At 57.2% G+C, this 13664-nt stretch carries 13 protein-coding genes; 8 read left to right on the top strand and 5 right to left on the bottom strand.

What is annotated here, in order from left to right; genetic code table 11:
- Positions 1-294: 294 nt before the first annotated feature.
- The gene (locus RSQ48_RS16395; RefSeq protein WP_415301994.1) at positions 295-1395 is read left to right on the top strand and encodes an MBL fold metallo-hydrolase; all 1101 of its coding nucleotides are present in this window, start codon (positions 295-297) and stop codon (positions 1393-1395) included.
- Here the strand turns inward: RSQ48_RS16395 and RSQ48_RS16390 are convergent.
- Entirely contained in the window at positions 1392-2141 is a 750-nt protein-coding gene (locus tag RSQ48_RS16390) for a tyrosine-protein phosphatase (RefSeq protein ID WP_003805247.1), read from the bottom strand. The genes RSQ48_RS16395 and RSQ48_RS16390 overlap by 4 nt on opposite strands.
- Positions 2142-2603: 462 nt before the next feature.
- On the opposite strand from RSQ48_RS16390, the gene RSQ48_RS16385 reads away from it, so the two are divergent.
- A complete protein-coding gene (locus RSQ48_RS16385; RefSeq protein ID WP_415301993.1) occupies positions 2604-3797 on the top strand; it encodes an aromatic amino acid transaminase in 1194 nt (397 codons plus the stop codon).
- A gap of 238 nt (positions 3798-4035) precedes the next feature.
- On the opposite strand, the gene RSQ48_RS16380 is transcribed toward RSQ48_RS16385, so the two are convergent.
- Positions 4036-4986, bottom strand: coding sequence for a LysR substrate-binding domain-containing protein (locus tag RSQ48_RS16380; protein ID WP_003805243.1), 951 nt, complete (start codon positions 4984-4986; stop codon positions 4036-4038).
- Between the two features lie 184 nt (positions 4987-5170).
- Between RSQ48_RS16380 and RSQ48_RS16375 the strand changes: the two genes are divergently transcribed.
- Both RSQ48_RS16375 and RSQ48_RS16370 read left to right on the top strand, forming a co-directional pair.
- Positions 5171-6214, top strand: coding sequence for an aromatic ring-hydroxylating dioxygenase subunit alpha (locus RSQ48_RS16375; protein ID WP_003805239.1), 1044 nt, complete (start codon positions 5171-5173; stop codon positions 6212-6214).
- Between the two features lie 5 nt (positions 6215-6219).
- The gene (locus RSQ48_RS16370; protein WP_131071075.1) at positions 6220-7437 is read left to right on the top strand and encodes an FAD-binding oxidoreductase; all 1218 of its coding nucleotides are present in this window, start codon (positions 6220-6222) and stop codon (positions 7435-7437) included.
- A 265-nt stretch (positions 7438-7702) separates the two neighbouring features.
- Here RSQ48_RS16370 and gcvA read toward each other — a convergent pair whose 3' ends face one another.
- Positions 7703-8587 (bottom strand): transcriptional regulator GcvA, encoded by an 885-nt coding sequence (gene gcvA, locus RSQ48_RS16365; protein WP_131071074.1) that lies wholly within the window; start codon positions 8585-8587, stop codon positions 7703-7705.
- Positions 8588-8732: 145 nt separating this feature from the next.
- Between gcvA and RSQ48_RS16360 the strand changes: the two genes are divergently transcribed.
- The 3 genes from RSQ48_RS16360 to RSQ48_RS16350 are packed head-to-tail and all read left to right on the top strand — an operon-like array spanning position 8733 to position 10908.
- The gene (locus RSQ48_RS16360) at positions 8733-9356 is read left to right on the top strand and encodes a glutathione S-transferase family protein (RefSeq protein WP_415301992.1); all 624 of its coding nucleotides are present in this window, start codon (positions 8733-8735) and stop codon (positions 9354-9356) included.
- Positions 9357-9368: 12 nt separating this feature from the next.
- A complete protein-coding gene (locus RSQ48_RS16355; RefSeq protein WP_415301991.1) occupies positions 9369-10400 on the top strand; it encodes an LLM class oxidoreductase in 1032 nt (343 codons plus the stop codon).
- Positions 10401-10419: 19 nt separating this feature from the next.
- Entirely contained in the window at positions 10420-10908 is a 489-nt protein-coding gene (locus tag RSQ48_RS16350; RefSeq protein WP_003805227.1) for a GNAT family N-acetyltransferase, read from the top strand.
- 173 nt (positions 10909-11081) lie between these two features.
- Here RSQ48_RS16350 and cml read toward each other — a convergent pair whose 3' ends face one another.
- Positions 11082-12281, bottom strand: coding sequence for a CmlA/FloR family chloramphenicol efflux MFS transporter (gene cml, locus RSQ48_RS16345; RefSeq protein ID WP_003805225.1), 1200 nt, complete (start codon positions 12279-12281; stop codon positions 11082-11084).
- Positions 12282-12691: 410 nt separating this feature from the next.
- Between cml and RSQ48_RS16340 the strand changes: the two genes are divergently transcribed.
- Complete coding sequence (locus tag RSQ48_RS16340; protein WP_003805223.1) at positions 12692-12826, top strand: DUF2938 family protein; 135 nt, start codon at positions 12692-12694, stop codon at positions 12824-12826.
- 256 nt (positions 12827-13082) lie between these two features.
- Here RSQ48_RS16340 and RSQ48_RS16335 read toward each other — a convergent pair whose 3' ends face one another.
- Positions 13083-13637, bottom strand: a complete 555-nt coding sequence (locus tag RSQ48_RS16335; RefSeq protein ID WP_003805221.1) for a GNAT family N-acetyltransferase — start codon at positions 13635-13637, stop codon at positions 13083-13085.
- Positions 13638-13664 lie beyond the last annotated feature (27 nt).

The following is a 13664-nucleotide window of genomic DNA, read 5'->3' as shown; positions in this document are numbered from 1 at the left end:
TATTTTTGCCGGTTTTGTCCGCGAGCCCACACTGCCATCGAACTGCCATAAAACTGTAACAGGGCTGAAAGAACTCTTGTTTAACCTGAGCCTGTCGTAGTCTTTTTAAGGCAGGGCACTTCGGTGACTCTGGTTCTTTAAGTTGATGCCTTTTTCTGTCCGGCAGCCTGTGCTGCGGCCTATTGCGCTAATCGATGCTTTGCCTGTGTGCCCGGTGCTTAGCCCTGCGACACAGCAGGATGCCGGGTGTGGCTTGGCGATGTGTGGATCACACGGCCTTGTGGGGGAAGGACCATGAACCAGACCCAGGTGACGGTGTTGAGCGGTTATGGAGGCAAGGCGCCCGCCGCTATCCTTGTACAGGCCTGTGGCCTGCGACTCCTGCTGGATGCAGGCGGCCCGCTGTATCCCGGGCAGGCGTGCGACTGGTATCACGGACTGGAGGTGGATGCCATCCTGGTCACCCATGATCACCAGGACCATATCGGCGCGCTGTCCCAGCTGCCCGAGCATATTCCTGTCTATGCCACCGCCTCCACCGCACGCAGTTTGCCTGCCGGGCGAACCTGGCGCGAGCTGCCCACGCGCGGCACGACCTATATCGGTGATATTGCTGTGCGTACCGGCTTGTCCGGCCACGCGCTGGGAGGTGTCTGGCTGCATCTGGATGTGGGGGGCGGGCTATTTTATAGCGGGGATTTTTCCTGCGAATCCCTGCTGTTTCCGTTTGACTTGCCACCACCTGCGCATCTGGCTTTACTGGACGCCTCTTACGGTTTGTACGACCAGTCGCATCATGTGGCCTGGAGCATTCTGGAATCCTTGTTACAGTCTCATCCCGCCTTGTTGCCGGTGCCGCCTTCGGGCCGGGCAATAGAGATTGCCCTGTGGCGTCAGCAGCAAGGATACGAGGACTGGAGCATGGATGCGTCCTGCTATGAAAACCTGACCCGCATGATCAGTCAGAGCAGTGACCTGTTATTGCCTGGGGTGCAACAGGCGTTGCGCGAGCTCATGCCGCGTGCTGCCGCCTTTGATCCGCATGCTCACCTGGTGCTGGCCGGCGAACCGGACGGGTGTCAGGGCAAAGCGGGCGAGCTGATCCGGGAGCATCGGCTGCACTCCCTGGACCCGGAGGCAGCGCCCGGCAGCCGCTTGCTGATACACACCGGCTATGTCGCCCCGCACGCGCCGCGCGGCACTCACACCTTGTGCTGGAATGTGCATCCCCGTCTGTCCGATTTGCGCTGGCTGGTGGATATGGTGCAGCCGCGTTATTGCATGCCCTTGTTCACGCAAATGCATGATCTGCCAACCTGGCGCAATGTGCTGGGACCGGCCTTGAGTCTGGAAGGTCACTGGGAACTGCCCGCGACCTCCGTGAGGGTGGTTTAGGCGACGTAGCGTTCCAGCAGGGCCTCGCGTCGGGCGGGGCTGAGCTGTAAGGCATCCTGGAAAAACCGATCCAGGCTGCCGTGGGTAGCATCAATCGTCTTGAAGGCGGTTTCCAAAAACTCGGGCTGAACACCCCACAGAATATCCAGTACTTCGTCGCGGATACCCCGGTTATCAGGCAGATCGGGGCGGCGGAAGAACTGCTTGGTCAGCAGATAGTCATGCATGACATCATCTGGATGGACGCCAGCGGCGCGGTGCAACAAGGCCACGGCAAAGCCAGTCCGGTCTTTCCCGGCCGTACAGTGCATCACCACGGGCGTATCGGCTTGCAGCAGTTGATCAAAGACCTGGGCAAAGGTGCGGGCATGGGTGGTTACGAACTCGGTGTAGGTCTTGTTCATCGTGGCGTGCGCAGCCTGCACATCCCCCTGGCCTTGAGCCAGCATGTCCAGAAAATCGGGTAAGACGGTGGGTTCGACTGTCAGGGCGTGACTGGTCAAAAAGCTGTACTGGTAAGGCGAACGTTTGCGCTCGTGCGCCCCGCGAAAATCCAGGGAGCGCGCAATGCCCAGCTCCTTGAGGATGTCCAGATCCTGCTGGCTTAAATCTGCCAGATGGTCCGAGCGGTAGACACGACCTTTACGAAAAGAGCCGGAGTCCGTGGCATAGCCGCCAATATCACGGAAATTGCTGGCCCCTTTTAAAGGGCAGGATACGGGACTGGGCAGCGACGATACGGGCACGGCGGACTCCTGTGTGGAAACGATGAAAGTCTCATGTTAACGGTCTTGAGCAGGATCTGCATATGACAATACGGTGACATAGGAACGGCAGGTCGGGCAAAACCCCGCCCAGCGCTGACGAGGCTTCCTGCATCGCGAAAAAGCCATGTATATTCTTTGCTGGCAAGGCCCGGGCAACGCGACCGCCATCATGCCTTCATGTCCCTTGAATCCGACTGACCCAAGGCGAGATAGGGAGGCGCGCGATGCGTTGCCTGCACCGACTAGACAAGAACAGGTGCGGTGCCTGGTCAGGGGGGACAAGTCTGATGAGGCATTCACGCATCGCTCGCATGTTCAGGTGCTGCCAAAAGATCCCCGATATAGTGGCTAAAGCAGGCCCAAGGTATAAGGTCAATGCATATTTGGACAGACCGTCGACCAACCGGACGGCCCAGAACCGTAATTTTTCAAGGAACAAGCATGTTTGAGCATTTGCAGGCCTATGGTGGCGATCCGATTTTCCGCTTGAATGAGGCATTTCACGCCGATCCGCGCGATCGCAAGGTTAACCTGACCATTGGTCTGTATTACGACGAGCAAGGCCGTCTGCCCCTGCTGGACGTGGCTCGCCGCGCTGAAGAGCAATGGGCCGCCAAGGGCCAGCCACGTGGCTATCTGCCTATTGAAGGCTTGGCTTCTTACCGCAGCGCTGTACAGAAGCTGGTGTTTGGTGCCGACAGCAAGGTGCTGCAGGAAGGACGTGTGGCGACCATTCAGACACTGGGTGGCTCCGGCGCCTTGAAAGTCGGGGGCGACTTTTTGCACGAAGCCTACCCCGAGAGTGAAATGTGGATCAGTGACCCGGCCTGGGATAACCACCACTCCATTTTCCGGGGATCGGGCATTCGTACCCATACCTATCGCTACTACGATCCAGCCACTCGCGGTCTGGACTTCACTGGGTTGATGGAGGACATTTCCGTGCTGTCCGAGTACAGCATTGTCTTGTTGCATCCTTGTTGTCATAACCCCACCGGGGCCGATCTGAGCGATGAGCAGTGGCTGCAACTGATTCCTGTGCTGCAGCAGCGCAAGCTGATTCCTTTCCTGGATATGGCCTATCAAGGGTTTGGTCGTAGTCTGGATGAAGACGCCTTTGCCGTACGTGCCATGGTGGATGCCGGGTTGAGCTTCCTGCTGGCAAACTCGTTTTCCAAGAACTTTTCCTATTACTCCGAGCGTTGCGGCGGGTTGTCGGTGGTGTGCCAGAGCGCCGATGAAGCAGATCGTGTTCTGGGGCAGTTGAAAGCGGTGGTACGTCGCATTTACTCCAATCCTCCCTCGCATGGTGGTCAGGCGATTGCCTCGGTCTTGTCGGATGAAACCTTGCTGGCGGAATGGTCGGCTGACGTGGAAACCATGCGTCAGCGTATCGCTGCCATGCGCAAGCGTGTACATGAGCGTTTGAAAGAACTGGCGCCCCAGTACGACAGCAGCTATTTCGTCAAACAACAAGGCATGTTCTGCTACACCGGGCTGAGCAAAGAGCAGATTCAGAAGCTGCGTGACGATTATGGCGTGTACGTGCTGGAATCGGGCCGCATCAGCGTGCCTGGCCTGAATCAGTCCAACGTTGATTATTTTGCGGAGTCGATGGCGGCAGTCGTGGCCTAAACCGTACCGTCGTTGCTGACGAAGCCAAGAACGTGTTGCCAGCCTTTGTGGGGCCGGCAACACGTTTTTTTTCGGTGAATTGGAGGAAAGGAAGTCTACCCAGACTGAGCGGCAACGCAGCCCGACCCGTCCATCCAGATCAGGCCGCTGGATCACCCCGCATCCTGGCCGGTAAGTCGCTTGCCTATATTGGGCCGGTTCAACCCAGCCCTCTTGAAACCGTCTGTCGGCGGCGGACTTAGGCTAACGCCCGGGACAGAATCTCCTGATTGATCTGCTCCTGTTGTCGAGCCCGGTTTAGTAAATAGCGGTGAAAGTCCTGACTATGGGGCGATTCAAAGGCGCCTGCCCGTCGAGTCAACACGTAGGGCCAGGGCAGGGGTAAGGAATGGGAGAAGGGCAGGATAAGCTGCCCGTGGCGGACTTCTTTTTCTATCATCGAGCATTGGGCTAAAACAAACCCTTGACCGGCGACAGCGCATTCCAAAGCCATATGCGAGAGCGAAAAAACGCGGAAGCGATCCAAGGGCAGCTCGCCGGGGTCGACGCTCAGCGATTCAAACCAGTCTCGCCAGGACGGTGGCGAGGTAAAGCGCGGCTGCCAGTCCGAGGACAGCAACGGATAGTTCAGCAGATCACGTGGATGCCGCAACGGAGCCTGCCCTTGCAGCAGAAGCGGGCTGCAGGCGGGGACGACTCGATCGGTATACAGTTCGGTAAAGCTGCGGGGGCGGGCGGCTGCTTGCCCATAGGTAATCCGAAAATCAATCTGTTCTGCTTCCAGATCAGGCTCGGCATGGCTGCCTTTCAGATGCAGCGTCAGTTCTGGGTCATAGTGCTCTTGCCATCGAAATGCCAGCGGGGCCATCCAGGTTTTCAGCATGGATGGCAGGGCGCTGATGGATAACAGGCTGGTATTGCGCGACCGCTCCATTTCTTGCCGGCCGTCACGCAGGAGCTCAAAAGCCTGGGTGCAAATTTCGTGAAAGCGTACCCCGGCCGCCGTCAGCCGCAGGCGCTTGCCTTCCTTGTAGGTCAAGCTGCAGCCCAGCGACTGTTCCAGCAACCGTAATTGCTGGCTGATCGCACCGGGTGTAATTTTTAGACGTCGGGCGGCTTCTTGCAGGCTTTGGCTATGGCCCAGCGTTTCAAAGACTTGCAAGGCACGTAGGGGAGGCAAAGTATCCATGATCGGTAGGCCCCGTTCAGAACAGTCATTTAGGTTTAGAAATTCTAAACGAAATGGATAGTAGCCTGAATTTAATTGCGTTTATGATGATCCTGGGCCTTGGCTCGGCATTCTTCAAAGACACATAGAGCATGGGTGGATGCGTTTCGCCTTCATGCGTCGCATTCAGAGTTGGGAGTAAACCATGTTTGTACGTAATGCTTGGTATGTTGGCGCTTTAGCTGCGCAGCTTGGCCGCAGCTTGCTGCCCGTGCGTATGCTTAGCGAAAATCTGGTGCTGTACCGTCGAGAAGACGGCCAGCCGGTTGCTTTGGAAGATTCCTGTCCGCACCGTCGTCTGCCCTTGTCCAAAGGTCGCTTGATTGGTGATCAGGTGGAGTGTGGCTATCACGGCCTGACCTTTGATTGCAGCGGCTCCTGTACCAAGGCGCCCGGCGTGGCGCAAATTCCTAAAAGTGCGGTGGTACGTAGTTATCCTTGTGCGGAGCGTTATGGTCTGGTCTGGGTCTGGATGGGGGACCCTGCGCTGGCAGACCCGTCCAAATTGATTGATATCCCCGAGTGGGACAATCCCGAATGGGGCGTGAATCGTGGCGATGCCATGGAACTGGACTGCAATTACTTGTACGTCACCGACAATTTGCTGGACCCCTCGCACGTATCCTGGGTACACCAAAGCTCGTTTGGTAGCCCCGACATCATCGGCCTGCCCCTGACGGTGAAGGTTGAGGACAATGGCGTGACGGTCTCGCGCTGGTCAAAAAACGTGGAAGTTGCGCCGTTTTACAAGCAGTTTGTGAAATTTGAAGGCAATTGCGACCGCAAGCAGCAATACGAAGTACGCTTCCCGTCGCTGGCCGTTATCAAGGCCATCTTCCTGCCTGCCGGTGCCGCCACCGAGCAGCCCAGCGAGTACCACCCAGACGTTTTCCTGATGGACTCCTATAACTTCCTGACCCCTATCGACGAGGAACACACCCGCTACTTCTGGTTCCAGCTGCGCAACTTCAGCCCGGATGACGAGGCCATTTCCAAGATTTTCAACGAAGACGTGCGCCATGCGTTCCTGGAAGACAAAGTGGTTCTGGAAGAGGTGCATAAAGCCCTGAAAGAGCGTCCCGCTGCCTTGGACTTGCCGTTGGATTCCGGCCCCTTGCGCTTCCGTCGCAAGATCAGCCAGCTGATTCAGGCCGAGCAGACGGTCGCCAGCGAGACCCCGGCGGCTTGAGCGTCATGAGCCCGACTGCCTCATCTGCGTCCACTGCATCCCCGGCCAGCCGCCGTTTTCGGGATTACCGTGTTCTGGAAAAACAGCGTGAAAGCGATGTGATTACCTCCTTTGTGCTGGCCCCGGTGGACGGTGTGATGCCGCCTTATCAGCCAGGCCAGTATCTGGTGTTTCGTCTGGAAATTGACGGACAAACCGTGTTGCGTAATTACAGTCTGTCGGGGGACCCCGACAGCACGGACCGCTTGCGTATTTCCGTCAAACACGAGAAGGCCCCGGTAGGGTTAAGCGTGGCCGATGGTCTGGCCTCCTCCTATCTGCATCAACAGGTGCAGCCAGGTGATGTGCTGAGCGCGGCAGGGCCACTTGGCGAGTTTGTGCTGGACGAGAGCAGCCAGCGGCCTGTGGTGCTGCTAAGTGGCGGCGTGGGCCAGACTCCCTTGCTGGCCATGCTGCATCGTTTGCTGAAACGCAGTCAGCGTAAGGTCTACGTGATTCACGCCTGCGATAACGGCTCGGTTCATGCCTTTGCGGATGAAATGCGTGAACTGGCCACACAGCGTGACGGCGTGCAACTTTACTTCTGCTATCGCAACCCGACTGAAGATGACGTACAAGCCGGTTTGCACCATGTGGCGGGACTGATTACCCGTGAGCATTTGCAGCGTTGGCTACCGCTGGATGATTACGAGTTTTACCTGTGTGGGCCTGGTGCCTTCATGCAGAGCAATTACGGCGTTCTGCGTAGTCTGGGAGTGACGCGAGAGCGCATTCACTACGAGTTTTTTGGCCCGGCCACGGTGCTGGAAAACACCCTGGCTGGCGATACTGCCGCCAGCACGGTTCAGCCTGAGGGGCAAACGGCCGTGGTCTCCAGCGCCGCAGGGGTGAACGCAGAGCAGGCGTTGCTCCCCGCCATCACTGAAGCTGCTGCGCAAACCAGTGCGGAAACCGCCGTGGATGCGACGCAAACCGTGACGTTCCTGCCCGACGGTCGTCAGGCCCAATGGCATGAGGACTGTCCTTCCCTGCTGGATCTGGCTGAGGAAACGGGCTTGAGTCCGGACTTTAATTGCCGGGCCGGCCTGTGCAATACCTGTATGTGCACCCTGGTATCGGGCGAGGTCGATTATTTTGAAGAGCCTCTGGACCCTGTGCCAGAGGGCAAAGTCTTGCTGTGCTGTTCCCGTCCCCGTGGTCCGGTGGCCGTGGAATTGCCTTAAGAGTTTTTCAATTGCTTGTTGAGGTTGGCCCCGTCCTTTTGGGACGGGGTTTTTTTTCAAAAAAAATCATATGCTTCCTTGTTGGAAGTCAGGCAGATTTTCAATGTCTGGAGCCGGGGGACGTGGCCATGAGGGCTGTTGACGTGGGGGTCCTACAGAGACTGGATTGGGAAGCGATGAGGTGCTGTCTGTATCTCCCTACCGCTGTGCGATAGCGGTCATTGTTACCACCACAGCAGCAGCAGGAAGAAGCTTGGTTACCTTGCTATGAATGGGCTTGCTCGCTTATCCAATCACTAAAGGCACGGACCTCTGTTTTTTGCCTCGTATCGGGCAAGGTCACCAGGTAGTAGGCAAAGCGGGCTGGCCAGGGCTTGTCCAACACTTGCACCAAGCGGCCTGCGGCTATTTCATCCTGCGCATATTCTTGCGGTATCAAAGCCAGTCCCAGGCCCGCAATCGCGCCGCGTATCAGCAGGTAATCATCCTCAAAAGCTGTGCCTCTATCGGCGCGCGCATCGTCCTCCACCCCGTGGGCAGACAGCCAAAGCGCCCAGTCGGCCCGGTCGGCATCTTGTAGCAGTGGCCACTCCAGACAATCTGCTGGCTCCTGAATGACTGGCTTGTCTTGCAGCAACGCAGGGCTGGCTACAGGCAGCAAGACAGGAGCCATCAAGGGCTCGGCCTGCAAGCCGGGGTATACGCCCAAGCCGTGGCGAATGGCGATATCCACTTTGTCGCGACGCAGGTCCACCAGCGTGGGGGACGCCTCCACACGGATTTCGATATCGGGATGGCGTTGCTTGAAATCGGCCAGCCGGGGAATCAGCCAGGAAGCGGCAAAGGAAGGCACGGTGCTGATCGTCAGTGTCTTCCTGTGCTTGGTGGCTTCCAGCGTATGCATGGCCTGTTCGATCTGGTCAAACGCCGTCAGCAGGGCAGGGTAGACCTGTTCACCTGCTTGACTCAGGCTCATTTTGTGGTGGCTGCGCACAAACAGTGTCACGCCCAAGCGGTCTTCCAGCAGCCGGATTTGCTGGCTGACTGCGCCCGAGGTTACGCCTAGTGCCTGGGCGGCCAGCTTGATGCTGCCGTAGCGTCCGACTTCGGTAAAGGCGCGCAGAGCTTGTAAAGGAAAGACAGGATTCATGGTTTAGTTTATCTAAATCTATCAAGCAGATTTAATCGTTTTTCTTTGGCTATATAAACGGGGAAAATGGGCTTCTGGATCATTTTTAAAGTTTAGCTTATCTATATCAAAAAGAAGAGCGAACTTTCTGTTTGGGAGCCACGCCATGATTGATCTGTACACCGATAGTTCGCCTAACGGCTTTAAGGTGACCATCGCCCTGGAAGAGCTGGCACTTCCGTATCGCCTGCATCACGTGCGTATCGAAGCGAATGAGCATAAGCAGCCGGAGTTTCTGGCCCTGAATCCACATGGGCGTATCCCGGTGATGACGGATGATGAAACAGCTGTTGTTCTGTTCGAGTCCGCCGCGATCCTGCTGTATCTGGCGGGAAAAACCGGCCAATTGCTTTCAAAAGATCCTGTTCAGCGCTGGAAAACGATCAAATGGCTGCAATTTCATTCCTCCAGCGTGGGGCCGATTCTGGGCCAGCGCGTGCATTTCGAGCTGTTCGCGCAAGAGAAGATTCCGGCCGCCATCGAGCGCTACCGCCGTCTGGTGAATGATCTGTTCACCGTGCTGGATACACGCTTGGCAGACCATCCTTATCTGGCGGGACAGGACTATTCCATTGCCGATATTGCGCATTTTGGCTGGATGCATATTGCGCGGATTATCGACTTTGATTTCAGCCAGTACCCGCACATGAGTGCCTGGCATGATCGCGTGGCCCAACGCCCCGCAGTCCGTAAAGGCATCACCTTGCCTGAACCTGCTACTGGCGCCTGAGGGGAAAACAGCATGACGATTGAAACAAGCCTGACTCAAGGCGCATCTTTCCCTGCCTTTGCCAATCACCCTGGCTATAGCCGCATGTTTGCGCCGGGTCGTCTGACCATGGGGATCTTTCTGCCTCTGCGTTTTTATCAAGGCGATATGAGTGTGCTGGCCGGGCAGGCAGCGCTGGTAGAGGAGATAGACCGCCAGGATTTTGCAGCGGTGTGGGTACGTGATGTGCCCTTGCATGATCCAAGTTTCGGAGATGCGGGGCAGGTGTTCGATCCCTTTACTTACCTGGCTTTTCTGGCTGCTCGCACCAAGCGGGTGGCCTTGGCCACGGGCAGCACGATTTTCTCCCTGCGTCACCCGATCGACCTGGCGAAATCCGCTTTCACCATTGATCAGTTGTCCGGTGGACGCTTGGTGCTGGGTATTGCTTCCGGGGACAGGCCCGTGGAGTTTCCCGCCTATGGCGTGGAGCGGGCCGAACGGGCAGAGCGTTTTGCGCAGGCTGTCAGCTATTTCCGTCAGCTAACGCAAGCGGGGCAACTGGATATCGACTCTCCGCTAGGTCGCTTCGATACCGCAGAGCTGTTACCCAAGCCTGTGCATGGCTCCATTCCCTTGATTGTCACCAGCTCCTCGGGGCAGTCGCCCGAATGGATCGCCGAACATGCCGATGGCTGGCTGACCTATCCGGAAGCCACACATACACCGCTAGGTCCGCAAAAGCTGGCTGCCAAAATTCGGGCTTGGCGCGCCCGGATTCCAGATGGCGGTTTCCGTCCGCACATGACCAATGAATGGCTGGATTTGGTGGATGACCCCGATTACCCACGCACACCGTTGCGCGGTGGTTTTACACTGCGTACCGGGCGCAAGGGGCTGATCACCTTGCTGGAAGAATGGCAGGCAGCCGGTGTGAATCATGCTGCTTTGGGTATTCAGTTTGCGCAGCGACCGGCGGCGGAAATTATCCAGGAGTTGGCTGAGTATGTGCTGCCACATTTTGCCTCTCACCAGGCGCAGCCTGCCCTTGCAACAGCATGGTAAGCGACAGGGGAACACAAGCATGACTAGCCGTGCAGAACAGCCGATAGCCGGTGGTATTCAGATCCGGGATTTGCAGCCGCAAGACCGGGTCGCTTGGGAGCTACTGTATCGGCAGTACGCCGAGTTTTACAAAGAGCCCATGAATGAAGAGATCCTGGCTCGTACCTGGTCCTGGCTGCTGGATGCGCAGCATCCTTTGCAGGGGAAGGTGGTAGCTACGGCGAATGGTGTGCTGCTGGGTTTGGCGCATTACCGTCCTTTCCCGGAGCCCTTGCTGGGCAAGGAGGCTGGTTTTCTGGATGACTTGTTTGTGTTGCCGGAACAGCGAGGCGGCGGGCTGGGCCGCCGTTTGATTGAGGCAGTCTCCCAGGCAGGTAAGGAGCAAGGCTGGCCGTTCCTGCGCTGGATTACGGCGCAGGACAATGCCCAGGCGCGAAGGCTATACGATGGTCTGGCTCAGGCAACCGCTTGGGTGACGTATGACTTGAGTTTGGGGACGGCTTGCTGACTTAATGCCCGTAATCCCAGTCCTTATGTGTTCTTGGAACTGGGATTACGGACATGGGGACGCTTGATTGCATTGTTGTCCGCCGTAGCTCGCTCCTGAGATTACTCATGAACAGTGGCGGCGGGTGATCCAAATGGAGGGAAGGCATACCGAAAACCTTCCCTTTTTTATCTTCAAACCTCGCGTTTGCTCTTTGCCTCCAGCAACATCAAAGCAAGCAACACCACACTGCTCATCCCTAGTCCAAACACCACCAGCGGCCACGCCGTATCCCCATCCAATAAGGTCACTGCCAACGTACCGATCACGCTAACGATCAGGCTTTCCACGCAAAAGTAGATCGCCACGGCGGAGCCGGCCACGTCGTTGAATTGAGCCAAGGCGCCATTGGCGGTGACGGATACGGTCATCACAATGCCGATGGCGGCCAGCCACATGGGCAGGATAAAGCTGGCAAAGGAAGGTTCCAGCAAGATCTGCCCGGTTGCCAGCAAGAGGGTGGCAAGAAGGATCACGCCCATGCCGCGCTTCAGGCTCCCGGCGGTTCCCCAGCGGGCCACAAAGGTTTTGGACAGGCGGGTGGTGGCAATCATCACCAGGGCAACACTGGCAAAGGCCAGGCTGAAGCTCATTTCTGAGTAACCCGCTTGTCCGATCAGGACGCGTGGGGCCGTGGAGAAGTAGACGAAAAATGTCCCCATCCCGGTGGAGAAACCCAGGGTATAGACCCAAAAGGCTGGGCTTTTGAAGACGGCCAGCGCGGACTGTTGTGAATGCAGTGGTTTGGCAGGCCGAGTTTCCTGCCAACGGAACAGCGCGTGGAGCCAGGCCAGCAGACCCATTCCGGCCAGGCTCAGGAAGATGGCCTGCCACCCGCCCGCACGGGCAATCAGAGCACCTGCAATAGGCCCCAAGGCGGGTACGAATGCCAGGATGGCGCTAAACAGGCCGTAGATCACCACCCCTTCGGCACGATCGGCGTAGACATCGCGTACGGTGGCAAACAAGGCCACCAGGGTGGCCGAGGCCCCCAGTGCTTGCAGCACTCTGAAACCTACAAAAGCCCAGGCGGTGCTGGATAAGGCGGCGGCGATTGAGGCCAGCACGAACAGCGCGGCTCCGGCCAGCAAAACTGGTCGTCGGCCTATGCGGTCCGACAGAGGGCCAAAGATCAGTTGCCCCGCACCCAATAGCAGCATGTACAGGCTAAGGGTCAGCTGGATGAGGGCTGGGGTCGTGCCCAGAAGCTCCGGCATGGCCGGTACGACGGGCAAGTAGATATCCATCCCCAGGGACGCGAGGATGTCAAAAGGCGCCATCAACAGCAAGGCGGCTGGCAGCGTATGAGCCCAGGAAGAGCGTGAGCAAGACATAACAAAATTACCACTCGAAAAAAGGAATCGGGCGGCGTCTGTTTGTTATCAATCAGCGGGATTGGAAGTACAGAGCGCCGCAACAAGACAAGAGCTTGTTGCGGCTTACTCAGTTGCTGACTTTGTGCTCGTCATTCAGACGGCTCCTCACAGAAATAGCTTGAAGATGTGTCGCGGGGGAAACGCTGCATGGCGGCATCTGCCCAGTTGAAAGGGATGTGGCGCGACAGTTGCTCATTATAGGGGGAGGCTTTTACGGTCTTGAAGCCTCAGCTTGTGATGGCTGGTGGTTTTTTGCCCGGCAAAGGTTTGGCCAGACGCGACACTGCCTCGCTGGGGCTGCCGGTCTTGTTCTTCCTGACCCGGATCGCAGCGGCTTTCAGCAAGCGCGGGAATGTCGGACATTGCGTATGGTTGGCGGCGGGGCATTGGCTGCGTCGCGTACCCCTACGCCTTGGACCCATCGTTTGCATAGTTTGCTGACACACGCGATTTTCGGTTTGGGCATGTACCTTGCGGCCTTGCTGACCCAGCAAGTGGCCTAAGGCGATGTAATTTGTTGGGGCATCTGTCATGAGTAATCTGAAAACTACCGGCACCTTCCCGTCGGCTGTCTCTCTGCTTGCCCTGAGTCTGTTTGCCATGGGCAGTGTCGTGTTTCTGATGGGCGACATCCTGGGCTGAGTGCTTGCAGTCACGATTGGGTCTGACATTGAGCATCGAAGAAGTCCAGGAGCTGTTCTCGTGTGTAAGTCAGTCCCAGGATGCCGATTCCAGCTGACCGGAGGGTGGTGGCTGGGATTAGGCCTGTTGTTTGGGCAAGGCCAGCCATTCCTGGGCCGTAATGCGGCTGATGTGTTCAGTCCGGTAGTCTCGCAGGAACGGGTTGTATTTGTTTTCCTCGGTGCGGTGATGGCGAAACCCGCATTTGGCCTGCACACGGTGTGATTGGGTATTGTTGGCAAAGTAGCCGCACCACAGTGCGTTCAGTTTCAGCGTTTCAAACGCGTGTCGCATCACTTCGCGCACGGCCTCGGGGATCAAGCCCTGACCCCAGTAGGGGACGCCAATCCAATAGGCAATTTCACCTTCTTCTTCACTGAGCTTGAAGTTGCTGTTCTTGCCGATCAGTATGCCAATGCATCCAATAGCCCGGCCATTGTCTCTGTGTTCGACGGCATACACTTCGGGCATATTGAAAACTGTGCGGATAATTTCGGCACTTTCCTCAACGCTGGTATGAGCAGGCCAACCGGCAATCGGGCCGACTCGCTCGTCTTTGGCGTATACATACAAATCCTCGGCGTCGCTGTTCTGCCAGGGGCGTAAAATGAGTCTTTCTGTTTGAAGTGTCATTTTCTTTACTCACAATGAAGCAGAAAA

It is taken from the genome of Alcaligenes sp. SJTW-7, from assembly GCF_047716895.1.
Lineage (GTDB): Bacteria > Pseudomonadota > Gammaproteobacteria > Burkholderiales > Burkholderiaceae_B > Alcaligenes > Alcaligenes ammonioxydans.
Note: the sequence above shows the minus strand (reverse complement) of the source record. Positions and strands in the feature narration are given on the sequence as shown.